At 52.6% G+C, this 26231-nt stretch carries 25 protein-coding genes; 14 read left to right on the top strand and 11 right to left on the bottom strand.

What is annotated here, in order from left to right:
* Positions 1 to 121 precede the first annotated feature (121 nt).
* Genes B4C79_RS10700 through rfaD form a run of 4 tightly spaced genes read left to right on the top strand, consistent with a single transcriptional unit; the run spans position 122 to position 3554 of the window.
* The gene (locus B4C79_RS10700; protein ID WP_291740101.1) at positions 122 to 385 is read left to right on the top strand and encodes a lipopolysaccharide assembly protein LapA domain-containing protein; all 264 of its coding nucleotides are present in this window, start codon (positions 122 to 124) and stop codon (positions 383 to 385) included.
* Positions 375 to 1595: a lipopolysaccharide assembly protein LapB gene (lapB, locus tag B4C79_RS10705; protein ID WP_105029644.1), complete on the top strand. Its 1221-nt coding sequence runs from the start codon at positions 375 to 377 to the stop codon at positions 1593 to 1595. Before B4C79_RS10700 ends, lapB begins: the two co-directional genes overlap by 11 nt.
* A gap of 13 nt (positions 1596 to 1608) precedes the next feature.
* Positions 1609 to 2532: a D-glycero-beta-D-manno-heptose-7-phosphate kinase gene (gene rfaE1, locus B4C79_RS10710; protein WP_291740099.1), complete on the top strand. Its 924-nt coding sequence runs from the start codon at positions 1609 to 1611 to the stop codon at positions 2530 to 2532.
* Between the two features lie 11 nt (positions 2533 to 2543).
* Positions 2544 to 3554: an ADP-glyceromanno-heptose 6-epimerase gene (rfaD, locus tag B4C79_RS10715; protein WP_105029642.1), complete on the top strand. Its 1011-nt coding sequence runs from the start codon at positions 2544 to 2546 to the stop codon at positions 3552 to 3554.
* Positions 3555 to 3813: 259 nt separating this feature from the next.
* Here the strand turns inward: rfaD and B4C79_RS10720 are convergent, their stop codons facing one another.
* A complete protein-coding gene (locus B4C79_RS10720; protein WP_105029641.1) occupies positions 3814 to 4167 on the bottom strand; it encodes a TM2 domain-containing protein in 354 nt (117 codons plus the stop codon).
* Between the two features lie 141 nt (positions 4168 to 4308).
* Here B4C79_RS10720 and rpsP point away from each other — a divergent pair, with 141 nt between their 5' ends.
* The 4 genes from rpsP to rplS all read left to right on the top strand — a co-directional run bounded on the left by rpsP (position 4309) and on the right by rplS (position 6534).
* Entirely contained in the window at positions 4309 to 4563 is a 255-nt protein-coding gene (gene rpsP / locus B4C79_RS10725; protein ID WP_105029926.1) for a 30S ribosomal protein S16, read from the top strand.
* A gap of 163 nt (positions 4564 to 4726) precedes the next feature.
* Complete coding sequence (rimM, locus tag B4C79_RS10730) at positions 4727 to 5293, top strand: ribosome maturation factor RimM (protein WP_291740097.1); 567 nt, start codon at positions 4727 to 4729, stop codon at positions 5291 to 5293.
* Positions 5293 to 6033 carry a tRNA (guanosine(37)-N1)-methyltransferase TrmD gene (gene trmD / locus B4C79_RS10735; RefSeq protein ID WP_291751147.1) on the top strand — a complete coding sequence of 247 codons (741 nt, stop codon included), beginning with the start codon at positions 5293 to 5295 and terminating at the stop codon, positions 6031 to 6033. Before rimM ends, trmD begins: the two co-directional genes overlap by 1 nt.
* Before the next feature lie 120 nt (positions 6034 to 6153).
* Positions 6154 to 6534: a 50S ribosomal protein L19 gene (gene rplS, locus B4C79_RS10740; RefSeq protein ID WP_105029925.1), complete on the top strand. Its 381-nt coding sequence runs from the start codon at positions 6154 to 6156 to the stop codon at positions 6532 to 6534.
* Positions 6535 to 6662: 128 nt separating this feature from the next.
* Here the strand turns inward: rplS and recG are convergent, their stop codons facing one another.
* Both recG and B4C79_RS10750 read right to left on the bottom strand, forming a co-directional pair.
* Complete coding sequence (gene recG, locus B4C79_RS10745) at positions 6663 to 8774, bottom strand: ATP-dependent DNA helicase RecG (RefSeq protein WP_291741737.1); 2112 nt, start codon at positions 8772 to 8774, stop codon at positions 6663 to 6665.
* A gap of 21 nt (positions 8775 to 8795) precedes the next feature.
* A complete protein-coding gene (locus B4C79_RS10750; RefSeq protein WP_105029638.1) occupies positions 8796 to 9179 on the bottom strand; it encodes a RidA family protein in 384 nt (127 codons plus the stop codon).
* Between the two features lie 133 nt (positions 9180 to 9312).
* Between B4C79_RS10750 and B4C79_RS10755 the strand changes: the two genes are divergently transcribed.
* The 3 genes from B4C79_RS10755 (at position 9313) to ubiA (ending at position 13191) form a co-directional block, all read left to right on the top strand.
* Positions 9313 to 11298, top strand: a complete 1986-nt coding sequence (locus B4C79_RS10755; protein WP_291741733.1) for an APC family permease — start codon at positions 9313 to 9315, stop codon at positions 11296 to 11298.
* 81 nt (positions 11299 to 11379) lie between these two features.
* Entirely contained in the window at positions 11380 to 12324 is a 945-nt protein-coding gene (locus tag B4C79_RS10760; protein ID WP_291741730.1) for a LysR substrate-binding domain-containing protein, read from the top strand.
* A gap of 3 nt (positions 12325 to 12327) precedes the next feature.
* The gene (gene ubiA, locus B4C79_RS10765; RefSeq protein ID WP_291741727.1) at positions 12328 to 13191 is read left to right on the top strand and encodes a 4-hydroxybenzoate octaprenyltransferase; all 864 of its coding nucleotides are present in this window, start codon (positions 12328 to 12330) and stop codon (positions 13189 to 13191) included.
* 29 nt (positions 13192 to 13220) lie between these two features.
* Here the strand turns inward: ubiA and proC are convergent, their stop codons facing one another.
* Positions 13221 to 14027 (bottom strand): pyrroline-5-carboxylate reductase, encoded by an 807-nt coding sequence (proC, locus tag B4C79_RS10770; protein ID WP_291741724.1) that lies wholly within the window; start codon positions 14025 to 14027, stop codon positions 13221 to 13223.
* A gap of 15 nt (positions 14028 to 14042) precedes the next feature.
* The gene (locus tag B4C79_RS10775) at positions 14043 to 14756 is read right to left on the bottom strand and encodes a YggS family pyridoxal phosphate-dependent enzyme (protein ID WP_291751144.1); all 714 of its coding nucleotides are present in this window, start codon (positions 14754 to 14756) and stop codon (positions 14043 to 14045) included.
* Positions 14757 to 14795: 39 nt separating this feature from the next.
* Between B4C79_RS10775 and B4C79_RS10780 the strand changes: the two genes are divergently transcribed.
* Together B4C79_RS10780 and B4C79_RS10785 are read left to right on the top strand one after the other, a co-directional pair.
* On the top strand, positions 14796 to 15830 hold the full coding sequence (locus B4C79_RS10780; RefSeq protein WP_105029633.1) for a type IV pilus twitching motility protein PilT: 1035 nt from the start codon (positions 14796 to 14798) through the stop codon (positions 15828 to 15830).
* Positions 15831 to 15887: 57 nt separating this feature from the next.
* Entirely contained in the window at positions 15888 to 16376 is a 489-nt protein-coding gene (locus B4C79_RS10785; protein WP_291741720.1) for a glutathione peroxidase, read from the top strand.
* Positions 16377 to 16388: 12 nt separating this feature from the next.
* Here B4C79_RS10785 and B4C79_RS10790 read toward each other — a convergent pair whose 3' ends face one another.
* Genes B4C79_RS10790 through leuS form a run of 6 tightly spaced genes read right to left on the bottom strand, consistent with a single transcriptional unit; the run spans position 16389 to position 23740 of the window.
* Positions 16389 to 17750 (bottom strand): THUMP domain-containing class I SAM-dependent RNA methyltransferase, encoded by a 1362-nt coding sequence (locus B4C79_RS10790; RefSeq protein WP_291741718.1) that lies wholly within the window; start codon positions 17748 to 17750, stop codon positions 16389 to 16391.
* 17 nt (positions 17751 to 17767) lie between these two features.
* Positions 17768 to 18199, bottom strand: a complete 432-nt coding sequence (locus B4C79_RS10795) for a CopD family protein (RefSeq protein WP_105029630.1) — start codon at positions 18197 to 18199, stop codon at positions 17768 to 17770.
* A 27-nt stretch (positions 18200 to 18226) separates the two neighbouring features.
* Complete coding sequence (locus B4C79_RS10800) at positions 18227 to 19483, bottom strand: glutamate-5-semialdehyde dehydrogenase (RefSeq protein ID WP_291741716.1); 1257 nt, start codon at positions 19481 to 19483, stop codon at positions 18227 to 18229.
* A 36-nt stretch (positions 19484 to 19519) separates the two neighbouring features.
* Positions 19520 to 20560: a DNA polymerase III subunit delta gene (holA, locus tag B4C79_RS10805; RefSeq protein WP_291741713.1), complete on the bottom strand. Its 1041-nt coding sequence runs from the start codon at positions 20558 to 20560 to the stop codon at positions 19520 to 19522.
* Positions 20557 to 21066 carry an LPS assembly lipoprotein LptE gene (lptE, locus tag B4C79_RS10810; protein WP_105029627.1) on the bottom strand — a complete coding sequence of 170 codons (510 nt, stop codon included), beginning with the start codon at positions 21064 to 21066 and terminating at the stop codon, positions 20557 to 20559. Before lptE ends, holA begins: the two co-directional genes overlap by 4 nt.
* A gap of 28 nt (positions 21067 to 21094) precedes the next feature.
* Positions 21095 to 23740 carry a leucine--tRNA ligase gene (gene leuS, locus B4C79_RS10815; protein WP_291762607.1) on the bottom strand — a complete coding sequence of 882 codons (2646 nt, stop codon included), beginning with the start codon at positions 23738 to 23740 and terminating at the stop codon, positions 21095 to 21097.
* Between the two features lie 164 nt (positions 23741 to 23904).
* On the opposite strand from leuS, the gene B4C79_RS10820 reads away from it, so the two are divergent.
* Complete coding sequence (locus B4C79_RS10820) at positions 23905 to 26136, top strand: UvrD-helicase domain-containing protein (protein WP_291739081.1); 2232 nt, start codon at positions 23905 to 23907, stop codon at positions 26134 to 26136.
* Positions 26137 to 26231: the final 95 nt, after the last annotated feature.

Here is a 26231-nt window from a genome sequence, read left to right on the forward strand (position 1 = left end):
ATGAATGAATCGGCGTTGATCCAACTACAAACAGGGGACCACCTTGAAAATACTTGCCTGGGTTGTGCGACTTGCACTCTTCCTTGTTGTTCTCACATTTTCCATTCGAAACACCGATTTAGTGACCGTCAAATGGTTGCCTGGGTTAGAAATTCAGGTTCAACTGGTGGTGGCCTTGCTACTTGCCTTGCTGTTGGGCGCTGTATTCGCATGGATCTCTTTGTTGCCCTCCTGGTTGAAGGCCAAGCGCGCAGCCTCTGTGGCCACGAAAAATGCGGAACGTTTTGAGCGTGAGTTGAATCAACTCAAAGCACAAGGCAATACGCCGGTTATTGTCGAAGAACCCATGCCGGCTTTGCCAATAGGCCCAAGCCATGGAATTTGAAACCTGGTGGTTGGTACTCATTCCGCTGATATTCAGCTTGGGATGGATGGCTGCCCGACTCGAAAAACGTTCTGATGCATCAGTGCGTGGCCAATTGCCTGCCTCTTATTTCAAAGGCGTTAATTTCTTGCTCAGCGAGCAGCCTGACAAGGCGATTGACGCTTTTCTGGAAGTGGCGGCAATCGACACGCACACCGTTGAGTTGCATTTTGCGCTGGCCAATCTGTTTCGAAAGAAAGGCGAAATTGATCGGGCAATTCGGGTGCACCAGTTTTTGACTACGCGTGAACAAATTACACCTGCAGACCGGGAAAAAGCCACCTATGAGTTGGGTGTTGATTTCTTGCGGGCAGGTATTTTGGACCGTGCCGAGCAGGCTTTCCACAGTTTGTCGGGCTCGGACATGAAAGCCGAGGCCTCGCGCCAGTTGCTTGAACTGTATGAACTGGAAAAAGCATGGGATAAGGCCATTGCCCAAGCTCACAAGCTTCGTGAATATGGCGCGGACGTGCCTGCTGGCGATATCGCGCATTTTTATTGCGAACTGGCAGCCCAGTTTATCGATGCGGGAGATTTACCCAAAGCCAAGGCCGAGTTGCAAAATGCTTTGCTGACTGATGCACAAAATGTGCGCGCCTCCCTGTTGCTGGGTGATATCTATTTCACCCAAAACCAGTTTGAGGAAGCCATTGGTCAGTGGCGCGCTGCCGAGCGGCAGAACCCCTGGTATTTGCCCTTGGTCGGGCCAAATATGTGGGCTGCATTCAAGAAGCTTGAGCGTGAAGAAGAGGGCATTGCAGCATTGCTGGAATATTGCACCATGTACCCTTCAATTGATTTGCTGCTTGTATTGGCGCAGGCTGTTGAAGAAACCAAAGGGCCGTTCGCAGCATTCGAATTGTTGCGTGAACAGGTGCGTGCCCGCCCCAGCCTGCTGGGCCTGGACAAGTTGCTGGAGCACCAGTTGCGAGGCAAGCTTGATGATGACCGCATGCAAGACCTGCGTCTGACACGTGAGTTGATTTCCAAACATACGCAGCGCCTTGAGCGCTACCGTTGCCAGTCTTGCGGCTTTCAGGCCAAGAAGTTTTACTGGCAATGCCCTGGCTGTGCCAATTGGGATTCAATTGTGCCGCGTCGTGCAGAAGAACTTGATTTTTATCCTGTGTCTGCCAAGAAGGCAGCACATACCCCAGCTCACACCCATTAAAACAGGCTGAACAATGGTCGACAGGTCCCAATTCAAAGACGCAAAAATTCTGGTGGTCGGCGATGTCATGCTGGACCGCTATTGGTTTGGGGATGTAGAGCGTATTTCCCCTGAGGCTCCCGTGCCTGTGGTGCTGGTGGGTACCAAAGATGAACGCTTGGGTGGTGCAGCCAATGTGGCAATCAATGCCAGTTCTCTAGGTGCACAGCTTTGCTTGATGGGCGTGGTGGGTAACGACGAACCTGGCCACACGGTCGAGGCCTTGCTCCAGAAAAGTGGTGTACGTTCCCGTTTGCTGAAAGATCCGAATTTCCCCACCACGGTGAAGTTGCGTGTCATTGCCCGGCAGCAACAGCTGGTTCGAATCGATTTTGAAGAGCGGCCTTCGCCCGAGCAACTGACCACCAAAATGGAGTTGTTTGAGCAAGAATACGCCAATCACGATGTGGTGCTGTTTTCTGACTACGGCAAGGGCAGCCTGGAGCATGTGGCGGAAATGATTGCCTTGTGCAAAAAGGCGGGCAAAACTACCTTGGTGGATCCCAAGGGGGATGATTACGGCAAGTATGCTGGTGCCTCGGTTCTTACGCCGAACAGGTCTGAATTCAAACAGGTTATGGGAAGCTGGAAAACTGAGGCCCAGTTGATTGAAAAAGCGCAAACCCTGCGTGAGCGCCTGAGTTTGGGTGCCTTGTTGCTGACTCGCTCCGAAGAAGGCATGACGCTATTTACAGCTGACGGGAGTTTTCATGTGCCCGCGCAGGCCCGTGAAGTGTTTGATGTGTCGGGCGCTGGTGACACGGTGATCGCCACTATGGCATGTGCGGTGGGTTCAGGAATGAGCTTGCCGGACAGTGTGGCCTTGGCCAACAAGGCCGGTGGTGTGGTCGTTGGTAAATTGGGCACAGCGGTGATATTGCCGGAAGAGCTAAATTAAAGGATTTGATGATGAAAGTGATTGTGACCGGTGCCGCTGGTTTAATCGGCAGCAATTTGGTGAAGGCGCTGAACGAGCGCGGTGTTACCGATGTGTTGGCCGTAGACAACTTGACCAAAGGTGACAAGTTTTTGAACCTGGTGGATTGTGAAATTTCCGATTACCTGGACAAAGCCGATTTTCTCGCGCGCATTGAGCGTGGCGAGTTTGGCAAGTTCGATGCGATTTTTCATGAAGGTGCCTGCTCCGACACCATGGAGCACAACGGCAACTACATGATGGCCAACAATTTTCGCTACACCCAAACCTTGTTTGAGTGGGCGCAGCGTACGGGTACTCCATTTCTCTATGCGTCATCGGCGGCAGTTTATGGTGGCAGCACCGAATTCGTCGAGAACCGTGAGGTTGAAAAACCGCTTAACGTGTATGGCTACTCCAAGTTTTTGTTCGACCAGGTGTTGCGTCGGCAAATGAAAACTGGTCTGAAGGCACCAGTATTCGGCTTTCGATACTTCAATGTGTACGGCGATCGCGAGCAACACAAAGGGCGTATGGCTTCAGTGGCGTTTCACAACTTCAACCAGTTTCGCGAGGGCGGTTCAGTCAAGCTATTCGGCCCATACGGTGGTTATGAGGCTGGCTGCCAGCAGCGAGATTTTGTCTCGATTGAAGACGTAGTCAAGGTGAACATGTATTTCTTCGAGCAGGCCAGTAACGCACCTTCCGGTGTGTATAACCTGGGTACAGGGCGTGCCCAAACATTCAACGATGTGGCCCTGACTACCTTGAATACACTTCGTGAAAGTCAGGGCAGTGCTGCCCTGAGCTTACAAGAGGCGGTGAAGGGTGGCTTTATTGAGTACATCGAGTTTCCGGATGCGCTCAAAGGCAAGTACCAAAGCTATACCCAAGCTGATTTGAGCAACTTGCGCGCAGCGGGTTACACCGGCAGTTTTTACAGCGTAGAGGAAGGCGTGGCGCGTTATGTGGGCCGGTTGATTAAAAAATACCTGAAACCATGAAACTAAAGTGGTGGCTTTGACACTTATTAATGTTGGTTGATTCGGCCTCTTGAACCGAGTCGCCTGTAAACCGTTGGGGTTCCCCCACGTTTTAAGGGTAGGCCAACTGCTTGTGGAATCGCATACTCCCCTTAGGGGCGAGCTTTGCGACCAAGCAAGTGTCTCTGTCTCCTCAAGCCCTGTTAAGCCCGCTTTTTAAAGCGGGCTTTTTTTTGCGTGGCTTGTTCAGGTGGCTTTGCTTAAGTGCTCAACTCGCAATTCAGCTTACTACGCCGCTGAAATACCATTGGAACACCATGGCCAAGGTGGCCATTAGCGCGGTCATTCCAAAAGCCAGTGACAAAGCCACGGAAACCACCACTGCTCCCGTGGTTTGTCGTGTGTCCACGGGGTATTCCGGGTTCAGCAATGCATTGAATTGTTCGTCTTTCATCAGGCCGTAGCGCATGGTGTCTATCCAGCCGGCAAACGCTGACAGCGGGAATGTCAGCATGTAGAACCAAAAACGTTTTTTGCCAGCATAGATCCAGTGACCGCCGATGGCACCTGTCAGCAGGGCAAGCCAGCAGAACAAAAGCTTGGATTTGAAGGGTTCTTGAGGTGATGCATTCATTTTTTAAAACACTGCTTGTTAGATTGGATTACGCTGGCTATAATAGCGGGTTATCGGATTTCGTGTGTCGAAATCCCAATGATTCATTCGTTTGCAGTGGCCAAGGTTTGTGCTGCAGGCACTAATTTAATAGAGGAAATTATGGTCGTCATTCGACTCGCACGTGGTGGTTCTAAAAAGCGCCCATTTTATAGCCTGGTGGCTGCTGATTCACGCAACCGTCGCGATGGCCGTTTCATCGAGCGCATTGGTTTTTACAACCCGGTAGCCCCTGCCGGCTCTGAAGGCCTGCGCATTGCCATGGATCGCCTGACCTACTGGAAAAGCGTTGGTGCACAATGCTCTTCTACAGTAGAACGCCTGGTTGGTGAATACAACGCCAAGCAAGCAGCTTAATCAAGCTGCTAAATCCTGCAAGCTTTAACACCGGCGAGTTTGATCCGGTTAATTTTGGAACAAACGCAGGTCGAAAAGCAGGTTGTTACACAAAGTCCGTGGATGCTACGTTCGCGGACTTTTGCTTTTGGTTTTGTGGTTTGCCCATTTTTGGACACCGAGCATGAATGTACCCGACGATTTGGTAGAACTGGGGCGAATTGGTGAACCCTACGGTCTGAAGGGCTGGGTAAATGTGTTGCCTTCATCTGAAGAGCCGGATGTCTTGTTGAAAAGCAAGCAATGGTGGGTTTCACGTTTGCCAGCTTCTGAAGGCGCGGCTGTGCGTCGCACAGCACAGCCGAAATTCGAAGACCTGGTGTTTGAGCCGTTTCGTGTTTTGCAAAGCAAGCCGCACTCCAGTCGAATTGTTGCGCACCTTGAGGGTATAGAGCAGCCCGAACTGGCTGCCCAGTTCAAGGGGCGTCGGGTTTATGTATCTCGCGCACGCTTTCCTGCACCCGCTGAAGGTGAATACTACTGGGTCGATTTGGTCGGATGCCAGGTAAGCAATCTGGAAGGTAAGGTGTTGGGCACAGTCACTCAGGTTGTTGACCATGGGGCTCACCCCATTTTGTCTGTCAAGGGTGATGCTGAGCAGGACATGCTGATTCCATTTGTTGCCGCGTATATTGTGAATGTGGACACGCAGGCCAAACAGATTCAAGCCGATTGGCAGGAAGATTATTGATGCCGGGCCCTCGCTTTGATGTGATCACCCTTTTTCCTGACCAGTTTCCGAGTTTGGTTGAGTTGGGTGTGGTGGGCAGGGCCTTGAAAAAGCAGTTGTTTGAACTGAACTGCTGGAATCCCCGCGATTTCACAGATGACCCCCATCGCACCATTGACGACAGGCCATACGGCGGTGGCCCGGGCATGGTGATGCTGGCGGAGCCCTTGGTGCGTTGCGTCAAGGCGATTCGCGAAGCGCGCGGTGACAGTGCACCTTTGGTTTTTTTAACACCGCATGGTCCGTTGTTGAAACAGGAAAACATTCGGGCTTTCAGCGACCAAGGTGCGGGCGCAATTTTACTGTGCGGCCGTTACGAGGGCGTGGACCAACGCTTTATCGACGAGTATGTTGAACAAACTTACTGTTTGGGTGACTTTGTACTTTCCGGTGGTGAGCTGGCTGTGGCCTGCTTTGTTGACGCTTGGGTACGTTTGCTGCCCGATGTGTTGAACCATGTCTTGTCGGCCACCCAAGATTCATTTGAGGCGGGTTTACTGGATTGCCCGCACTACACTCGCCCGGAAGTTTTTGAAAATAAAGCAGTTCCGGACGTGCTTTTGTCTGGAAATCATGCCAAAATAGAGAGTTGGCGTTTTGAGCAAGCGAAAGTTTACACAGAACGCTTTCGACCTGAATTGCTGGGTAACCCTGATTCTGATTCAAACAATCAAACAGGCAAGGCTGGCAAGAAGGTTTAGGTTGGTGGATTGCTCGTATTCAATTTACAGGCAGACACCTTTTAATTTTTTCATCCTCTGGCGGTGCATACTCAATTCATTGAGTCAAAAAAGCCCGTGAATGATGACCTGGAGCTATCAATGAATTTGATTCAACAACTTGAGCAAGAAGAAATTGCTCGCTTGGCTAAAGAAATTCCCGAGTTCGCCCCCGGCGATACCGTAATCGTGAGTGTTCGCGTCATCGAAGGCACACGTTCACGCCTGCAGGCTTACGAAGGTGTGGTCATCGCCCGTCGTAACCGTGGTTTGAATTCGTCTTTTATCGTTCGCAAGATTTCATCTGGCGAAGGCGTAGAGCGTACATTCCAGCTTTATTCACCTTCCATCGAAAAGATTGAAGTGAAGCGTCGCGGTGATGTTCGTCGCGCCAAGCTGTATTACCTGCGTGATCGTTCAGGCAAGTCCGCACGTATCAAGGAAAAGTTGCCCAACCGCGTGAACAAGCAATCTGCTGAATAAGCATTTGATTGTCACTCGCCTTGGTGGCATACCCTGGCTAAAACATAGCCAGGTAAAACAAAAAGCCAGTTCTTTCTGAACTGGCTTTTTGTTTTCTACACGCCCACCCACGCAGGTTTAGCTGATTTTTAACTCAACCACCAAGGTGTTTCTTCAATCCACCGTTGTATGTGTCGGCGTGTGTTCTCTGCATCTGCTGGCATTTGTTGAGCCAAGGTTCTCGCCAATTCCAGCAAGTCTTTGTCGGTCAATGGGTCGGCGTAGCGCATCATCGGCAAACCCGATTGCCTCTTGCCCAGTAACTCGCCAGGGCCTCGAATTTCAAGGTCTTTTTCAGCCAGATAAAATCCATCGTCGCTTTCGTGCATGGCTTTCAAGCGCAACTTGGAGGTGTTTGATAAAGCCCCGCCATAGAGCAGCACGCACACACTTTGCACGCTGCCTCGCCCCACGCGTCCGCGCAGTTGGTGAAGCTGTGCCAAGCCAAAACGTTCGGCTTGGTCGATCACCATCAGGCTGGCATTGCCCACATCTACACCCACTTCAATCACTGTAGTGGACACCAGCAAATCAAGTTCACCTGCTGCAAATGCAGCCATGGTGGCTTGCTTCAGTTTGGCGTCTTGTTTGCCGTGTAGCAGACCAATTCGCCTGGTGGGAAGTTGTTCGCACAGGTCGGTGTAGGTGGCTTGTGCCGCCTGTAAGTCGAGTGTTTCGCTTTCTTCGATCAGTGGGCACACCCAATACACTTGCTGGCCTTTGTCAATTTCACCTTCAATGGCTGAAATGAGTTGCTCCCGTTTTTTCTGGGAAAAAAGTTTGGTGATGATGGGTTTTCTGCCGGGTGGTTTTTCATCGAGGTTGGACACCGCAAGGTCGGATAAATAGGTTTGCGCCAGTGTACGTGGAATGGGTGTTGCACTCATCATGAGTTGGTGGGCCAAGTGCCCATTACTTGCCTTGGCAATGAGCGACAGGCGTTGGGCCACGCCAAAGCGGTGCTGTTCATCGACTACAACCAGTGCCAGTGCATGGAACTCGACATGGTCTTGAACCAGGGCATGTGTGCCAATAACGACGTCGATTTCTCCCGTAGCAAGTGCACTCAGGGTGCGGTCTTTTTCGCTTTTTTTCATGGCACTCTGAAGTTTCGCGCAGCGCACGCCCACCGCTTCAAACAATGGCGTTAGCTTGTGGTGATGCTGTGCTGCCAACACTTCGGTAGGGGCCAGAATCGCAGCCTGTTTTCCGTTCTCGATGGCTCGCAAACAGGCCAACGCAGCCACCAGTGTTTTGCCACTTCCCACGTCGCCCTGAAGCAAACGTTGCATGGGATAGGGGTTGGCGAGGTCTTCGAAAATTTCCTGGCAGGCTCGTTCCTGAGCGCCTGTCAGTTTGAAAGGCAGTTGGGCCATGAACTGCCGGACCAAGCTGGTTTTTGAGGTTTTCAAGGCTTTCAGCGGACTTGCTTTTTCCTGGGTGCGCTGTTGGCGGTATTCACGAAGCAACAGTTGTTGGGCCAGAAGTTCATCTACCTTCACACGTGTCCAGGCAGGATGGGTGCGCAAATTCAGGTCATAGAGTTCTTCGGGTTTGGCCTGGCCATGCAAGGTTTGCAGGGCAGTTGACCAAGATAGCAACTTGTATTTTTTGCACAGCTTGGTGGGCAAGGTATCGATGAAACAAGCTGCCGGCAGCTTTTTCATCCAGCGGTGCCAGTCGCTTTGTTTCAATTGCCCGGTACTGGGGTAAACCGGTTCCAAAACAGCGTTGGCGCTTGTTGGCTGGATTTTTGGATTAAGTGTTTGGTCAAGGGATCCGGGCGGGGCAATTTTCACGGTGGGGTGCACCATCTCGAATGTGCCGTAGCCTTGCCGGATTTGACCGCTGATTTGAATTCGGGTGCCTTCGCTGAGTTTTTGCTGCAGCCCGGGGTAGAAATGAAGCCAACGCAATAGCAAGCTGGTGTCGCCGTCTTCAACCCAAACCCGCAGTTGTTTGCGTGGGTGGTATTGCACTTCAGTGCCAACCACGGTGGCCAGCAAGTTCACCTTTTGCCCAAGCTGAAGTGAGTCCATGGCCGTGATCGAGGCCTTGTCTTCAAAACGAAGTGGCAGGTGCAAGGCCAGTCCCATCCAGTGCGGGGCTGTCAGCAGGCTGCCCACCGCGTCTGCAACAGACACGGGCAGCGGCAGCAGCTCCTCGAAGCAGGTTGGTTGTTGGGGGGCTGCTGCGGTCAAGTGTTTGACTTGAGTAGGCTGTTACAGGGCCAAAATGGCTTCAACTTCAAAACGTGCACCCTTGGGCAGGCTGGCCACCCCCACCGTAGACCGGGCGGGAAATGGGGCAGATACGTACTCTTGCATGATGGCGTTGACTTGGGCGAATTCACTGAGGTCGGTCAGAAACAAGGTGAATTTCACCACGTTGGCCAGGCTGCCGCCTGCCTCTTCGGCCACTGCTTTCAAGTTGCTGAATGCCTGGCGTGCCTGCTCTTCGGTGCCGGGGCCGACCAAGTCGCCGGTGGCGGGGTTCAGGCCAATTTGGCCCGAGGTGAATACGAGGTTACCGAGCTTGATGGCTTGGCTGTACGGGCCGATTGCGGCGGGGGCTTTGGAGGTGGAAACAACAGTAGCTTGTGTCATTTTGAGTGCAGTTAATGTTTGGGTAAATGGATCTAAATTCGCTCAGTTGCCATGATAACGCCGAGAGGTGCATTGTGTTGCTCATGGGGACGGTATACCATACTCGACTTGTTTGTTGCGCTGCAATGTACGCATGAGTCAACCCCCGAAGTCAGGCAAGGCCAACGCCACGCTTGGTAAACAATCTGCTGTGCCGCGCTCGGCGTCAACCTCCCTTGCCGCGGATGACCGCGATGATATTTTCTCCGAGAAATACGCGTGGGTTGCAGTAGGGGCCTGTGGTTTGGCGTCAGTGGCTTTCGGCCCCGAAGAGTCATTCAAGGCACTGGGCGAATCGCGCCATTTGCTGTTGTTTTTGGGCTTGTTGACAGCCCTGTCCATTCTCCTCGTTTCTCTCACCTATTTCCGTGTCACTGAGCTTTTCCCGAAAGGCGGTGGCGGCTATGCCATGGCCACCAATTTGCTTGGCCCAAAAGTGGGTTTGATTGCGGGTGCGGCACTCTTGGTGGACTATGTGTTGATGGTGGCCTTGGGCATCAGCGCATCAACCCACTTGATGTTCAGCTTTTTGCCGCCCTATTTTTACGAGTACCGCGTGTGGGTCTCAATGGCCTTAATGCTTGCCTTGATGAATTTCCACATTCAGGGGCGGCACTTGAACCTGAAACCTTTCAAGTACTTGTTTGTGGCTTTTCTGTTAACTCATCTGGTTTTTATTCTGGTGGGTTTCTCGGATCACTTTCAGGACATTGGCGGGGTTGTAAAACGCAGCATTGAAACCACCGAGTCCGATTTAAGTACTTTGGGTTGGTTGCCCGTGTTGGCAATTTTTGCACGCGGATTTTTTCTGGGTGGTGGCACATACACCGGTATTGAGGCCGCCTCCGATACGGTGCAGTTAAGCCGCTACAGGCAAAGCAGCGAGAACCGCAGAAAAATGCTGGCCTATGTCGCCTGTGCCCTGGCCTTTGCTGCCGCAAGTCTTGCAGCCTTGTATTCACTGTGGGACGTGAACCTTGAACCCACCATGGCTTTGAATGGCGTGCTGTTTGAAAGGGTATTCACCGACCTTGGCTGGGACTGGCCGTACGTTATTTTGGGTTTGCTGGTGATGCTGGGCCTTGAAACGGCAGTGCTGTTGCTGGCTGCCCATGTGGCATTTGCGGTGGGGCCGCGGGTGTTGTCGACCATGGCGATTGATTCCTGGTTGCCCCACCAGTTTCGTTATTTGTCCAACCGTTTTGTGACCAAGAACGGCATCATGCTGATGGGTGGTTTGGCCTTGGTGGCCATTTACCTGAGCGATGCGAATGTCGATTTGTTGGTGGTGCTGTTTTCCATCAATGTGTTTATTGTATTCAGCCTGTCCATGTTGGGGCTGTGCGTTTACTGGCTTAAAAATCGCCACGAGAAACGTTTCATCAAAGGCATTTTGTCGGCCTCGCTCGGCTTTGCTGTTTCCGCATCCATTTTGTTGGGCACCATCATTACCCAGTTTTTTCAGGGTGGATGGATCACCATGCTGATCACCACGGTGGTGGTGTTGGTGTGCTTGTGGGTGCGCAATCACTATCGGGACACCAAGGAAAAAATCGCGAAGATAGATGAGGTGTTTGCCATGGCGCAATATGGCTCGGCACATTCGCCACCCGAGTTGATTCCTGATGGCAACACGGCGGTATTCATTGTGGGCAATAGCCGCGGGGGTGGCTTGCATGCTTTGCTTTGGGTGCAGCGCATGTTTCCCAACCACTTTCAGAATTTTGTGTTCATGAACGCTCGCACTGTTGATTCCAAGGCTTACGGAGGACGAGAGGCGCTGGAGGCCATGCGTGTGGATGCGTCAGTTTCTTTGAATTACTTTGTTAATTTTTGCCGCAGCCATGGCTTGCGCGCCAAGAGCTACCTTTCGTTTGGAACGGATGCGGTTGAAGAGTTGACGAACTTGGCGAAAGTAGTGGCCGATAATCACCCCAACGCAATTTTCTTCACCAGCAAACTCGTATTTGAAAATGAAAATATTCTGACCCGCTTTTTGCACAACCAGGCTGCGTTGGAACTTCAACGCCGTTTGCACAATGCAGGCCAGCAAATGGTGATTTTGCCCATGCGGCTTTAGGGTTTACAACAAAAGATCTGTTGCTTGATAGGGCCGTGTTTGCAATAATAATTACACTCGCAGTTTTGATAGCAAAATTAAATGACCCTCACCGAACTCAAGTACATAGTCGCTTTGGCCCGCGAAAAGCATTTCGGCCGCGCTGCGGACGCCTGTTTTGTCAGCCAGCCCACCTTGTCTGTGGCCATCAAAAAACTGGAAGAAGAACTGAGTGTGTCCCTGTTTGAAAGGGGTTCCAACGAGGTGTCGTTGACACCAGTGGGTGAGCGCATTGTGGTTCAGGCGCAGCGTGTGCTTGAAGAGGCTTCTGCCATCAAGAGCATTGCACAGCAGGGGATGGACCCGTTGGCAGGCCCGCTTCGGGTCGGTGTCATTTACACGATTGGCCCCTATTTGTTGCCAGGCCTGGTGTCCAGCATGATTCAGCGAGTACCTTCCATGCCGCTGGTGTTGCAAGAAAATTTCACGGTGCGCCTGCTTGAGTTGTTGAAACAGGGCGAAATCGATGTGGCGGTGTTGGCCTTGCCGATCAATGAATCGGGTTTTGTGATTCAGCCTTTGTACGATGAGCCCTTCATGGTGGCTTTGCCGAAGTCTCACCGTTGGGCCAACGAAAAAGCGATCAAGTCGGATGACCTTCGCAGCGAGAACATGCTGTTGCTTGGCACTGGGCACTGTTTCAGGGACCAGGTCTTGGGTGTGTGCCCGGAACTGTCCCGATTCTCGCAATCGTCTGAAGGCATTCAACGTACCTTCGAGGGCAGTTCGCTAGAGACGATTCGCCACATGGTTGCCTCGGGTGTGGGAATTACCGTGTTACCGTCAAGTTCTGTGCCAAACCCCGTTCCCAAGGAAAGTTTGTTGACTTACATTCCGCTGGCCGACGACGACACGCGACGCACGGTTGCACTGGTGTGGCGCAAGAGCTTTGGGCGACGTGAGGCCTTGGAGGCCTTGCGCGATGCAATCATGGAATGCGACCTGAACGGTGTGGAGTTTCTGGATGCACCCCAAATGGTGCGTTAATCGATGGCAGTTCTGAGTAAGGCGCGCCTGCGAGACTATTACCTGCTTCTGCGTTTGGACAAGCCCATCGGGATTTTGCTGTTGATGTGGCCCACGCTATGGGGCTTGTGGATGGCAGCCGAGGGCGTGCCGCCTTGGCATGTGCTTCTGATATTTGTCGCTGGCGTGGTGTTGATGCGATCTGCGGGTTGTGCGATTAACGATTATGCAGATCGCGATATTGATCTGCATGTGGAGCGCACGCGCAACAGGCCTTTGACCAGTGGCCGGATCGGTGAAAAAGAGGCTCTCTTGCTGGCCGCTGGCTTGGCTGTTTTGGCTTTGCTGATTACCTTGCCCCTGGGGTGGCCTGTTATTTTGATGAGTATTCCCGCCGCCTTCCTGGCGGGCAGCTACCCGTTTACCAAACGCTTTTTTCCCATGCCACAGGCCTACCTTGGCATTGCTTTTGGTTTTTCGATTCCAATGGCTTTTGTGGCGGTGCAGGGCAGTGTGCCCCTGCACGCCTGGCTTGTGTTTGTAGCCAATGTATTTTGGACGGTGGCTTACGACACGGAATACGCCTTGGTCGACAAACCCGACGATTTGAAACTCAACATTAAAACCGCCGCAATTACCCTGGGCCGATATGATGTAGTGGGCATTGTGGTGTGCTACGCAGTCAGCCTTTCGATTTGGGCGTGGGTGGCTACTTCACTGGCCTTTGGCCCGGCTTTTTGGTTGGGCTGGGTATGTGCCGTGGGTATTGCGGCGTATCACTTCATGCTGATTCGCAATCGCGACCGTGCGCTGTGCTTCAAAGCTTTCCTTCACAACAACTGGTTGGGCGCCGCATTGTTTGCGGGCTTGGTACTTCAATATTTGTAAGCGCGGCTTGCCTATTGTGGTGTGCTTGCTTAGCTGGAACCCTTTTGCAGTTCGACTGCACGTTCACATGCGGCTTTGGCTGCGCTAACTATGGCTTCCTGCACGCCGCGCGCGCGCAACTGTTCAAGACCGGCAAAGGTGGTGCCCCCTTTGCTGGTGACTTTCTCCCGCAGGGTGGCAAACGAATCATCCGACTGCCTGGCCAGCGTGGCGGCACCCAAAAAAGTTTGGCTCACCAACAAGTTGGCCTGCGTTTCATTGAATCCCAGGTTTTTCGCGGCCATGGCCAAGGCTTCCATCATAAAAAACACATAGCCAGGACCACTGCCTGAAATGGCTGTTACAGCATTGATTTCATCTTCTTGGTTCAGCACCAGCACTTCGCCACAACTACTGAAAATTTGCTGGGCAATACTGCGATCTTCTGCAGAACAATTCGCGGTGAAAAACAGGCCAGAGATACCCTGCGAGACCAAGGCGGGGGTGTTGGGCATGCAGCGCACCACGCGTGCATCGTTCTGCTGGCTCCAGTCCCGTATTTGAGCCACGCTGACACCCGCGGCAATGCTGACCATCAACACCTGTTTCAAATGGGCTGCTTGGCTGTTCAGTACGCTTTGCATCAATTGAGGTTTTACGGCGAGCACCACGATTGCCGGGGTGAAGTTGCTCGGCCAATCGGTGGTGCACTGAATATTCAAAGTGGACATTTTTGAGGCTGCTTCCGGGCTGGGATCAATCACATGAAATGTGCTGGCAGGTATGCCACTGCCAATCAATCCGCCAAGAATGGCAAATGCCATGTTGCCGCCGCCAATGAATAGAGTGTTCTGCATAGTGATTCCGTGTGTTTATTTTGAATAGTCGCGTGCACCAAACAGGGCTGAACCCACGCGCACGCAGCTTGAGCCGCATTCAATCGCCAACTCCAGGTCTGCGGACATGCCCATTGAAAGCGTGTCCAGGCTCAGGCCGTTTGAATTGAGCGAATCGAAAACCGACTTGCATTTTAAAAATTCAGATTTCAATTGATCGGTGTTGTCTGTGTTGCTGGGAATGGTCATGAGGCCGCGCAACGCCATGTTTTTCATGCCATGAATTTGATGGCACAAGTCAATCGCGAGCGCTGGACTGAGGCCGGATTTGCTGTCTTCGCCCGAGGTATTGATTTGTACCAGCACATTCAAGGGTGGGAGGTTTTCTGGGCGTTGATCTGACAAGCGTTGCGCAATTTTCAAGCGGTCAACGCTGTGCACCCAGGAGAAGTTTTCTGCAATTGGTTTGGTTTTATTGCTTTGTATGGGCCCGATGAAATGCCATTCAAGGTTGGCATTCATTGTTTGCGCATTGGGGTGATCAGCCAGCTGGGTGATTTTGTCCAGCGCTTCCTGCAGGTAATTTTCACCAAAGGCTGTTTGCCCGCAGCTGTAAAACTCAAGGATATCGCTCAAGGGAAAAGTTTTACTGACCGCTAGCAGCTTGACCGCTGAACCCGGTCGACCCGCTTTGTGGCATGCGGCTGTGATTCGGTTTTGAATTTCAGCCAATTGTGTGGCTCGGCTCATGGTGCATCAATTCAATGCTTAAAGGGAGATTATAGCCACATGACACTAACCGAGTTGTTAACCTGGGCTGTTGAAGAGCATGCATCGGATTTGCATTTGTCGGCAGACATGCCACCGATGATCCGTGTAAACGGTGAAATGCGCAAACTGAGTGAATCTGTGTTGGGACACCGTGAGATTTATCGACTGATTCAGGGGTCGATGACAGAAGCGCAATGGCAAGGCTGGGAACAGTCGCATGAATGTGATTACAGTTTTTCAGTGGATGGTTTGTCGCGTTTTCGGGTAAACGCATTCATGCAGAGCAGGGGTGCATCGGCGGCATTTCGGGTGGTGCCCAGCCGAGTAAAAACGCTGGAGGAACTGGAGGCACCCGCCGTGTTCCGTCAAATTGCGCGTGAACCCAATGGTCTGGTACTGGTTACCGGTCCCACCGGCTCGGGCAAAAGTACCACCTTGGCAGCGATGGTGGATGATGTAAACCGCAACCAGAAGGCGCATATTCTGACCATTGAGGACCCAATTGAATTTACGCACACACCGATGAACTGTGTGATTAACCAACGCGAGTTGGGTGAGCACACCCATTCATTTGGTGCAGCTTTGCGTTCTGCCCTGCGAGAGGACCCAGATGTAATTCTGGTTGGCGAAATGCGTGATCTTGAAACCATTCAACTGGCCTTGACTGCAGCTGAAACCGGGCACCTGGTTTTTGCCACCTTGCACACTTCCTCTGCACCCAAAACCATTGACCGTATTATTGATGCATTCCCATCGGCTGACAAAAGCATGGTGCGCGCCATGTTGTCGGAATCGCTGCGTGCCGTAATTTGTCAAACCCTGCTGAAAAAGCAGGGGGGCGGGCGAGTTGCTGCGCATGAAATCATGATGGCCACGCCGCCGATTCGAAATTTGATTCGTGAAGGCAAGGTGGCGCAAATGCTGTCGTCCATTCAAACAGGTTCTCAGCATGGCATGCAGACCATGGAGCAGGCGGTGCAACGGCTTTTGATGACTGGAAGGATTACTCGAGAAGTGGCGATGAGTGTGATTTCGGGCTCGAACCAGCCTTGAGCAATTTGGGTTTGCAGGTAAACTTGCTTTTCAACAAACCCTTGAGAGGCAATTCCCATGGCAAGCAATGTGTACGAGTTTTCAAGCAAAACCCTCGACGGTAAGCCGCTGAGCCTCGCGGATTTTCAAGGCAAGGTTCTGTTGATTGTGAACACGGCCAGCAAGTGTGGTTTCACGCCGCAGTACGAAGGTTTGCAGGAACTGCACAAAGAATTGGGCCAGAAGGGCTTGGTGATTATCGGTTTTCCCTGCAATCAGTTCGGGGGCCAGGAACCGGGTACTGAAGAGGTAATTGCCAGCTTTTGCCAGAAGAATTACGGCGTTGATTTTTTGATGGCAGAGAAGGTGGATGTAAAAGGCAGCGATGCACATCCATTGTTCAAATACCTGACTTCGCAAGCCAAGGGCATTTTGGGCACCGAGGCCATCAAGTGGAATTTCACCAAGTTTTTGGTTCGCAAAGATGGTGAGGTGTATGACCGTTACGCCCCCACCACCAAGCCTGCAGATTTAAAAGCTGATATCGCCAAGTTGTTGGCAGAGTAATTTCAGCTTTATTCAGTCTTCTGTGCTGTTGCCGGCTTGGGGTTGTTCCGTGATTGGATTGGCAGCAAGTTCACCGTTGGCCCTCGGTCGATACACACCGCGGGTCAGCGGAATTTCAAACAGCCGACATTCTATCGGTCCGTTAAACAATGGGCGTTTACGTTTGGGGCTTAATCCCAAGGTTTTCTTGATTTCCAGGTCGCCTGAGAACAAGAAGGCCGTCCAGCCTGAAAAATTCATTTTCAGATGATCGCCATAGGCTTTGAACAATCGTTCGTAGGCCTCGTCTTCAGGTACATCTGCACCCTTGGCGCGTACACGTTCACCATAGGGGGGGTTGCTGAACACGATGCCTGCGGGTGCGGGTGGCTCAACAGTGAGCGCATCGCGTTGCGCAAATTGCACGATACCGGCATCAAGAAGTTCTTCGAAACCGGCACGCACCAAATTTTCTTGAGCAATGTCGATCAGCAGTTCAGTGATGTCGCTGGCATACCAGTGGAAGTAGGGTGAGGTAAGCGCCTTATCCAGACCAGCATTGAAGCGCCGGTTGGCATCTTCTTGAAGTTCTTTGCCCCACTCGGGGGTGAAGGGTTTCAGGTTCTCAAAAGCGAATGGGCGCTCCAGGCCAGGGGCACGATCGCACAGCTGCGAAAGTGATTCGATCACCAAGGTGCCGCTGCCGCAAAACGGGTCGAGAAACACATCGGCATTTTTGCCGGCTTCGCTTTGGCGTGCAATGTGCCACAGGCCAGCGGCCAGGTTTTCTTTCAGTGGTGCCACACCGGCTTCTTCGCGCCAGCCGCGCTTAAACAGGTTTTCACCAGCCAGGTCTATGTACACCATGGCTTCAGTAGGACTGATGGCTGCGAAAATTCGTACATCCGGTGCTTCAACACTGACGTTCGGGCGTTCGTCGAAACGCTCAAGGAATGAATCGCATACGGCGTCTTTCAGGCGAAGCTGTGTGAAGCGAACGCTTTGAATGTCGGCTCCCAGATTATTCAGGTCAACCCGGAAGGTGTTAGACAGCTTGAACCAGTTGTACCAGTCAACCGACTTGGCGATGTGGTAGAACTGTTCTTCATTGCTACATTCTCCCCTCGCCAATTCAAGCCCAATGCGGCCTGCAAAACGGGTCCAGTAGGTCATGCGGGTGGCTTGGCGCCAGCTGGCTTCGAATGTACAGCCACCGGTTACTGCACGGGTTTTTTGAGCACCCATGGTTTCCAGTTCAGCCACCAGAATTTCTTCCAGGCCACGCGGGCAGCTTGCAAAACAGTTGAACACACTCTGCTTGGTCGAGTTGTGTTGCTGACCGGCGGGTTTGCCGGCGTTATTCGGCTTGGAATGATTCGGGCTTGAATAGGGCATGAATTGCTTTTAAAAAATTAGAAAGGTTTGACTACCACCAGGATGATGGCGATGGTCATGAGTACCACGGGCACCTCATTGAACCACCGGAAGTAAGTGTGACTGCGTGTGTTTTGGCCTGCTTCAAATTTGCGCAGAATGCGACCGCAGCTGTAGTGGTAACCGGCAATGGCGAAAACAACGAAAATTTTTGCGTGTAGCCAGCCACTTTGCCCGCCCACGCCAATTTGGTATACCCCCACCAGCGCGAAACCCAGCAACAAGGCAGGAATGGCCAGAAGGGTCATGAATTTGTAAAGTTTTTTCGCCATTTCCAGCAAGCGCGCTGTGGCGGCTGGCTCCGTTTCCATGGCCAGGTTTACGAAAATTCTGGGCAGGTAAAACAAACCCGCAAACCAGGATGCAACAAACAAAATGTGAAAGGCTTTCACCCACAGGTAACCGTCCATGTACTGCTCCAGTTGGTTTTGAATCAATCAGTTTCTTGTTTCGCCGTGGCCAAACACCACGTACTTTTGGCTGGTCAGGCCCTCAAGGCCGACCGGGCCACGCGCATGAATTTTATCGGTGGAAATGCCGATTTCGGCACCCAAGCCATATTCAAATCCGTCAGCAAAACGGGTTGATGCATTGACCATCACAGAGGCGGAATCCACTTCCCGAATAAAGCGCATGGCGTGGCTGTGGTTTTCGGTCACGATGCAGTCGGTGTGGTGCGACCCGTATTGGTTGATGTGGGCGATGGCCTCGTCCAGACTGTCGACCACTTTGATTGACAAAATTGGTGCGAGGTATTCAGTGCTCCAGTCTTCCTCGGTGGCCGCTTTTACACTGGGTAACAGCGCCATGGTTCGTTTGCAGCCGCGAAGTTCGACGCCTTTGGCTGCGTAACGCTGCGCAAGTTCCGCCAAGGCGGGTTTGGCCACGTGGGCATGAACCAGCAAAGTTTCCATGGTGTTGCAGGTACCATACCGGTGGGTTTTCGCGTTCTCGGCAATGTTGGCTGCATGGCTAAGGTTTGCAGACTCATCAATGAAAACATGGCAAATGCCATCCAGGTGTTTGATCACAGGCACCTTCGCATCGCGGGAAATCCGCTCAATCAAGCCTTTGCCGCCACGTGGCACAATCACGTCCACATATTCAGTCATGGTGATCAATGTGCCCACGGCAGCGCGGTCCGTGGTGTCGATCACTTGAACGGCATCAGCGGGCAAGCCTGCTGCCTCCAAACCTTGTGTAACGATTGCAGCCAAGGCCTGGTTGCAACGGAACGCTTCGGAGCCACCACGCAAAATGGTGCTGTTGCCCGATTTAATACACAAGCCGGCGGCATCCACCGTAACATTCGGGCGGCTTTCATAAATAATGCCGATGACGCCCAAGGGCACGCGCATTTTACCCACCTGAATACCAGTCGGGCGGTTTTTGAAATCCGTCATTTCCCCGATCGGATCAGGCAACTGGGCAATTTGCTCCAAGCCTTCTGCCATGGTTTCAATGGCTTTGTCGCTTAATGCCAGGCGATCAAGCAACGCTGCGTCCAGACCATTCGCTTGGGCTTGCGCCATGTCGGCTTGATTGGCCTGGGTCAGCGCAGCTTTGTTGGCGCGAATCAGTTTGGCTGTTTCAAGCAATGCTGCGTTTTTCGCGTGCGTGTTGGCTTTGGCCATGTAAACAGCTGCTGCGCGGGCCTTTTTGCCAATGGCCAGAATTTGTTCTTCAATGCTCATATTGCTTACTCTGTACTATCGTTCGGTACGATTGATTCAACTGGTCCACAATTCGGGCGGTTCTATGCCCGCCACACCCAGGCCGATAATCTCAAAGAGGGTCCAGGGGTTGCCCTGTTTCATGCCTTTGATGGTTTTTTCAGCGGCATAACACCAAGCGGTCAGTTTTTGAAGGCTGCCAGGGTTGTGGCGTTTCAGGGCGGCCGCAATGTGGTTTTGCCTTTGTCCCCAAATTCTATTTTGTCGGCAGGCATCCGACAAAGACATTCCACGCCGCATGGCCTGCTGTGTGTCGCGAATGGCACGAATTTCCTCTTGCAAGGCCCAAAGTACCAAAGTGGGGGCCTCCCCTTCGGCTTCCAAGCCTTCCATCATTCGGGTAATTCGTTTGGCGTCCCCGGCCAGCAGGCTACCGCCCAAATCGAACACATTGAAACGCGCCGAATTGGCAACCATGCCTTGCACCTGTTCAATGTCCACGGCCCCTTGGTGTTCAAGTGCCAGCTTTTCAATGGTTTGATGCGCCACCAGCAGGTTACCCTCGGTTTTCTCAGCCAGCCAACTACAAGTTTCACGGTTTAATTGTACGCCTTTGCGTTTGGCGGCTTGTGCTATCCAGCCGGGTAGGGTGTCGGCGCCCACTGGGCGGCAGGCAATCTCGGTGCCTTTGGCCAGCAATTCTGCAAAACCAGCACTTTTTTCCTGGGTTTTGTTTAGCTTCGGAGCATTGACCAGCAGGTAATGCCCGGTATCACCTGCAGCGATCCACTGGGCTGCTTTGGCCAAGGCCTCTGCCGCTTCTTTGCCGAGTTTGGGTTGATTGATTCTCAAATCAACCAGCGAAACGTCGCCAAACAATGATGCTTCAGCAAACAGCGACAAAAACTCTTGCGGGTCAAATTGCCGATCTACTTCCACAATTTGGCGCTGGTAATCGGTTTGTTTTTTCAGTCGCTGGCGGTACAGGTCGGCGGCTTGGGTTGCAAAAAGCGGTTCATCGGTGAATACGCACAGCAGTTGAGGCAAAGCGGTGTTTGCGCCATCGTTTAACCAAGTGTCAAGCGCAATCTGTTTCACTTTGCTGCTTGCCCTTTTGATCCCAATTGCAAGGCGCTTAGCCGCCCGGTAATTTGGCGCGCGATGTCGCGCTGCATTTCGGTGTAAAGCTGGTTTTCCTCGGCTTCCTTGCCCAAAATTTGATCGTCGGTGTAGGTGAGTTCGCGCCTTTGGCTCAGTTGGCTGGTGGCAATCAGGAAGTCGCCGTTTTTGTCCACCACGCTATACAACAATTCATAGGTAATTCGAACCTCGCGCGCACGGCCTGTGGCACTGAAGGTGACAATGCTGCGGTCGCGCGTTTCGCTGATCAAATTTAACTTCAAGGGCGCACCTTCAGGCGGGTTTACCTTCAGGTTCAGAATTTGAAGTTGCAAGTCCATGTTGCGGTTCATTTCTGAATTCTCCATGCCGCGCAACTCGATTTTTTCAAAGTCGAAGTTGTACTGGCCACGCAACTGAAAGCCGCAGGCTGTCAGCGCCAATGTTGTTGCCAGCAGGGCGATGGTTTGAAAGAAACGTTTCATAAAGACTCGCTTGTTGTTGAGGTCGATCTTAAACAACGATGTTGACCAGTTTGCCAGGTACCACAATCACTTTTTTGGCCGGTTTTCCTTCCATGAATTTTTGCGCAGCTTCACTGGCCAATGCAGTACTCTCGATGCTGGCTTTGTCAGCGTCGGCGGCTACTTCAATGCTGCCTCGCAGTTTGCCGTTCACTTGTACCATCAGGGTGAGTTCTGAGCGCACCAAGGCTTTCTCGTCCACTTCGGGCCATGGTGCATCCAGAAGCTCACCGTGAGCTGCGCTGTAATTCAGGCTGCTCCACAAGTGGCAGGTGATGTGCGGCACAATCGGGTACAGCACACGCAATAAAATGCTCAAGCCTTCTGCCAGTACGGCATGGTCTGCTGGCGTGTTTGTTTCACTGGCAAATGCATCCAGCGTGTTCAACATTTTCATGCCGGCAGACACCACGGTGTTGTACTGGTGGCGGTCGTAATCGAAATTGGCCTGTTTCAGAATTTCATGCACATCGCGGCGGGCGTTCAGAGCCACTTTGCTCAATTCTGCGCTGTTCAAAGCCGGTTGTGCCTTGATGGCTTCTTGCTGAGTCAATGCCAGTTGATACAAGCGTTTCAGGAAGCGGTGAGCGCCTTCTACGCCAGAATCGCTCCACTCCAGGCTTTGTTCTGGCGGTGCAGCAAACATGGTGAACAAACGTGCTGTGTCGGCGCCATACTGATCGATCAGCGCTTGTGGGTCGATGCCATTGTTTTTGGACTTCGACATTTTCTCAACACCACCAATGTGCACGGGTGCTCCACTGTTGCTGAGTTTTGCAGAGACAGGCCGACCCTTGTCGTCAAACTCAACCGACACGTCGGCCGGGTTGATCCAGATTTTTTTGCCATTGGCTTCTTCGGTGTAATAGGTGTCGTTCAGCACCATGCCTTGGGTGAGCAGGGCGGTGGCGGGCTCACGGAATTTCACCAGGCCCAGGTCGTTCATGACCTTGGTCCAGAAGCGGCTGTAAAGCAGGTGCAAAATGGCATGTTCAATACCGCCGATGTACTGGTCCATGGGCATCCAGTAATCGCTGCGTTCGTCAGTCATCGTGTTTGCGTCGTTACAAACATAACGCGTGAAATACCAGCTGGAATCGACAAAGGTGTCCATGGTGTCTGTTTCACGGCGCGCGGGTTTACCGCACTTGGGGCATTTGCATTCATAGAATGCAGCGCTTTTGGCCAGTGGGTTTCCGCTGCCATCGGGCACCAGGTCTTCGGGCAGCACCACGGGCAGGTCGGCTTCAGGTACGGGAACATCGCCACAGGTGTCGCAGTAAATCATGGGAATGGGGGTGCCCCAGTAGCGCTGGCGTGAAATGCCCCAGTCGCGCAGGCGGAACTGAATGCGTTTTTCGCCAATGCCTTTGGCGGCCAAAAGCTCGGCAACTTTGTCGACAGCTGCGGTGTAATTCAAACCATCCAGCGGGCCGCTGGCCACGCAAACACCGCGTTCTTTGTCGCCGTACCATTCAGCCCATTCGGCGTTGTTGAATACTTGGCCTTTCACGTCGATGACTTGCTTGATCGCTATGCCGTATTTCAAGGCAAACGCAAAGTCGCGCTCATCGTGCGCAGGCACACCCATTACAGCGCCGTCGCCGTAGCTCATCAGCACATAGTTGCCCACCCAAACTGGCACGCTTTCGCCGGTCAGTGGGTGCGTTACGCTCAGGCCAGTGGGCATGCCCTTCTTTTCCATGGTGGCCATGTCAGCCTCGGCCACGCCGCCAGCCTTGCATTCAGCGATGAAGGCTTGCAGTTCAGGGTTGCTTTCAGCCGCCAGTGTAGCCAGGGGGTGCTCGGCGGCGACGGCGCAGAAGGTGACGCCCATGATGGTGTCGGCGCGTGTGGTGAACACATACATTCTGCCGTCTTGAACCAATTCACCCGCAGCATTTTTGATTTCATGCGGGAAAGCAAAACGCACGCCGGTGGATTTGCCAATCCAGTTTTCTTGCATCACTTTGACGCGCTCTGGCCACTGCAGGCCATTCAAATCCTCGAGCAACACATCGGCGTAATCGGTAATCGCCATGTAATACATGGGGATATCTCGCTTTTCAACCACAGCGCCCGAGCGCCAGCCTTTGCCGTCAATGACCTGTTCATTGGCCAGCACGGTTTGGTCAATCGGGTCCCAGTTCACGGTGCCTGTTTTCTTGTACACAATGCCTTTTTCAAGCATCTTCAAAAACAACCACTGGTTCCACTTGTAGTAATCGGGTTTGCAGGTGGCTACTTCCTTGGACCAGTCAATCGCCAAACCCATCGATTCCATCTGTTTTTTCATGTAGTCGATGTTGCTGTAGGTCCAGGCTGCTGGCGGCTTGCCGTTGGCCATCGCTGCGTTTTCAGCTGGCATGCCGAACGCATCCCACCCCATGGGCATCAAGGTGTTGTAGCCCTTCATGCGCTTTTGGCGAATCATCACATCGTTGATGGTGTAGTTGCGCACATGGCCCATGTGCAGCTTGCCGCTTGGGTATGGCAGCATGGAAACGCAGTAGTACTTGGGCTTTAGTTTGCCGCTTGCATCTTTTGCGAAAGCCTCGGCCCTGTAGGCGTCCGATTCTTTCCATTGGCCTTGAACGGCATTTTCAATGTCTTGGGCGGCGTATTTGTCGAACATGGTGCGTTGAAACTTGGGTGTGAGTTTTGAATGCGGGCAGGGCCTTGCCGGGTGGGGCAGGCCAATCGGTCATTATATCGGGCTTTTTCGTTTTTTACGGGCAAGGCAGGTGGGGCAATCACTGTTAAAATCAACAGCAAAACCAATTTTTGATGTGAGAAGCCGTGTCTTTACTCGATAGTCTGAACCCTGAACAACTGGCAGCCGTCACCTTGCCCCGTGAATCGGCACTGATTCTGGCGGGGGCAGGCAGCGGCAAAACCAAGGTGCTGACAGCGCGCATTGCCTGGTTGATTCAAACCGGGCAGGTGGGCCCCAATGGGGTGTTGGCGGTTACCTTCACCAACAAGGCGGCCAAGGAAATGCTTCACCGCATTTCAAGCATGCTGCCCATTAACACCCGCAGCATGTGGGTGGGTACTTTTCACGGCTTGTGCAACCGCATGTTGCGCGCGCACTGGAAGGAAGCTGGTTTACCTCAGGCTTTTCAAATTCTGGACATGCAAGACCAATTGTCGGCAATCAAGCGCATGTACAAAGTGCTGGGCATAGATGCTGAAAAATTTCCGCCGAAGCAGTTGAGCTATTTCATTGGTTCAGCCAAAGACCAAGGCCTGCGGCCCAAAGACGTAGAGGCGCACGACGAATACCACCGCATGATGGTTCGCTTGTACGAAGCCTATGAAGCCCAGTGCCAGCGCGAGGGTGTGGTTGATTTTGCTGAGCTGCTGTTGCGTTCCTTCGAATTGTTGGGCGCCAACCCTGCGCTGCGGGAACACTACCAGGCTCGATTTAAATACATTTTGGTGGACGAGTTTCAAGACACCAACAGCCTGCAATACAACTGGTTGAAACGCTTGGCTGGATCGCAAGGTTGCATCTTCGCAGTGGGGGACGATGACCAGTCCATTTACGCTTTTCGCGGTGCGCGCGTGGCCAATATGGTGCAGTTTGAAAATGATTTCAATGTACAAAATCGCATCAAACTGGAGCAAAACTACCGTTCGGTGGGCAATGTGCTGAAAGCCGCCAACGTGCTGATTGCGCACAACAAGGCTCGCTTGGGCAAAGAGTTGTGGACCGAAGCTGGCGAAGGTGAGGCGATTCGGGTGTATGAGGCCACCAGCGACCAGGATGAGGCAGCTTTCATCATTGACCGAATTAAAAAGCTGGTGCTTGAAGAAGGCTACGGTCGGTCGGACATTGCAATTCTGTACCGCTCCAATGCGCAATCCCGGGTTGTTGAACAAGCCTTGTTCAATGCGGGCATGCCTTATCGGGTGTATGGTGGTTTGCGGTTTTTTGAACGTGCAGAAATCAAGCATGCGCTGGCGTATTTGCGTTTGATGGACAACGCCGACGACGACAATTCCTTCTCACGTGTGGTGAACTTTCCTGCACGGGGAATTGGTGCGCGCAGCGTAGAGCAACTTCAGGACATTTCTACAGCACAGGGTACTTCGCTGTACCGCGCCATTCATCGCATGGAAGGCAGGGCGCAAGCCGGTTTGAAAAAATTTGCAGATTTGATCGAACGCATGCGGTTCGAGACCCGAGGTTTGAGCCTTGCTGACTTGGTCGACAAGGTGATCAATGAATCGGGTTTGGTGGCTCATTTTCAAGCGGACAAAGATGGTGAAGACCGTGTTGAAAACTTGAAAGAATTGGTGAATGCGGCTGCCTCGTTCGCGATTGCTGAAGGTTATTACCAAGATGCAGCGGCCACGATGGTGGACGAAGAAAAGTTGATTACGCCGCTGGCTGATTTTCTTTCTCATGCCTCGCTTGAGGCGGGTGACAACGCAGCGGCAGCGGGTCAAGAGGCCATTCAATTGATGACAGCGCATTCGGCCAAAGGGCTTGAATTCAAGTGCGTCTTCGTCACCGGGCTTGAAGAAGGGCTATTCCCGCACGAAAACAGTATCGGCAATTCCGTGGAGGGTGGCGATGGCACCAGCGTAGAGGCTGTGGAAGAAGAACGACGCTTGATGTATGTGGCCATTACCCGCGCACGAGAACAGCTGTTTTTAAGCCACGCGCAGCAGCGCATGTTGCACGGGCAAATTCGATATCACCTGCGCTCACGTTTTCTGGACGAATTGCCAGAGGAGGTGTTGAAATGGTTAACGCCGAAACGCGCGCACATTGCCAGCCAAGGCTGGGATGCACTCGATTCCAAAGTGTGGGGGCAAAATAAAACGCTCAACGTGGGTTACAGCAACAAAGCCGCCAAGCGACCCTACGACATCGGCACGGGTGTGAATCATGCCAAGTTTGGTAGCGGTGTAGTGGTGGCTTATGAGGGCGAGGGGGACGACCAAAGAATTCAAATCAACTTCGGCCGCCAAGGCATGAAGTGGCTGATGCTGAGTTTGGCGAAGCTTGAGCGGGGCTGAACTTGAAGGGTCGCCGCTGCCCGAAAACTTGGCATTTCGGCTTGTCGTCTTGAGCCTGCACTAAGCCAAGCCCTCCAAAAGTAACGGTCGGGTCT

This window comes from Limnobacter sp. UBA7229, from assembly GCF_002473065.1.
GTDB lineage: Bacteria > Pseudomonadota > Gammaproteobacteria > Burkholderiales > Burkholderiaceae_B > Limnobacter > Limnobacter profundi.

Bases quoted from the DNA above. Each gene is read 5' to 3' on its own strand.
- lapB (WP_105029644.1), top strand. From the start codon at position 375: ATGGAATTTGAAACCTGGTGGTTGGTACTCATTCCGCTGATATTCAGC.
- rfaE1 (WP_291740099.1), top strand. From the start codon at position 1,609: ATGGTCGACAGGTCCCAATTCAAAGACGCAAAAATTCTGGTGGTCGGC.
- rfaD (WP_105029642.1), top strand. From the start codon at position 2,544: ATGAAAGTGATTGTGACCGGTGCCGCTGGTTTAATCGGCAGCAATTTG.
- B4C79_RS10720 (WP_105029641.1), bottom strand. From the start codon at position 4,167: ATGAATGCATCACCTCAAGAACCCTTCAAATCCAAGCTTTTGTTCTGC.
- rpsP (WP_105029926.1), top strand. From the start codon at position 4,309: ATGGTCGTCATTCGACTCGCACGTGGTGGTTCTAAAAAGCGCCCATTT.
- rimM (WP_291740097.1), top strand. From the start codon at position 4,727: ATGAATGTACCCGACGATTTGGTAGAACTGGGGCGAATTGGTGAACCC.
- trmD (WP_291751147.1), top strand. From the start codon at position 5,293: ATGCCGGGCCCTCGCTTTGATGTGATCACCCTTTTTCCTGACCAGTTT.
- rplS (WP_105029925.1), top strand. From the start codon at position 6,154: ATGAATTTGATTCAACAACTTGAGCAAGAAGAAATTGCTCGCTTGGCT.
- B4C79_RS10750 (WP_105029638.1), bottom strand. From the start codon at position 9,179: ATGACACAAGCTACTGTTGTTTCCACCTCCAAAGCCCCCGCCGCAATC.
- B4C79_RS10755 (WP_291741733.1), top strand. From the start codon at position 9,313: ATGAGTCAACCCCCGAAGTCAGGCAAGGCCAACGCCACGCTTGGTAAA.
- B4C79_RS10760 (WP_291741730.1), top strand. From the start codon at position 11,380: ATGACCCTCACCGAACTCAAGTACATAGTCGCTTTGGCCCGCGAAAAG.
- ubiA (WP_291741727.1), top strand. From the start codon at position 12,328: ATGGCAGTTCTGAGTAAGGCGCGCCTGCGAGACTATTACCTGCTTCTG.
- proC (WP_291741724.1), bottom strand. From the start codon at position 14,027: ATGCAGAACACTCTATTCATTGGCGGCGGCAACATGGCATTTGCCATT.
- B4C79_RS10775 (WP_291751144.1), bottom strand. From the start codon at position 14,756: ATGAGCCGAGCCACACAATTGGCTGAAATTCAAAACCGAATCACAGCC.
- B4C79_RS10780 (WP_105029633.1), top strand. From the start codon at position 14,796: ATGACACTAACCGAGTTGTTAACCTGGGCTGTTGAAGAGCATGCATCG.
- B4C79_RS10785 (WP_291741720.1), top strand. From the start codon at position 15,888: ATGGCAAGCAATGTGTACGAGTTTTCAAGCAAAACCCTCGACGGTAAG.
- B4C79_RS10790 (WP_291741718.1), bottom strand. From the start codon at position 17,750: ATGCCCTATTCAAGCCCGAATCATTCCAAGCCGAATAACGCCGGCAAA.
- B4C79_RS10795 (WP_105029630.1), bottom strand. From the start codon at position 18,199: ATGGACGGTTACCTGTGGGTGAAAGCCTTTCACATTTTGTTTGTTGCA.
- B4C79_RS10800 (WP_291741716.1), bottom strand. From the start codon at position 19,483: ATGAGCATTGAAGAACAAATTCTGGCCATTGGCAAAAAGGCCCGCGCA.
- lptE (WP_105029627.1), bottom strand. From the start codon at position 21,066: ATGAAACGTTTCTTTCAAACCATCGCCCTGCTGGCAACAACATTGGCG.
- leuS (WP_291762607.1), bottom strand. From the start codon at position 23,740: ATGTTCGACAAATACGCCGCCCAAGACATTGAAAATGCCGTTCAAGGC.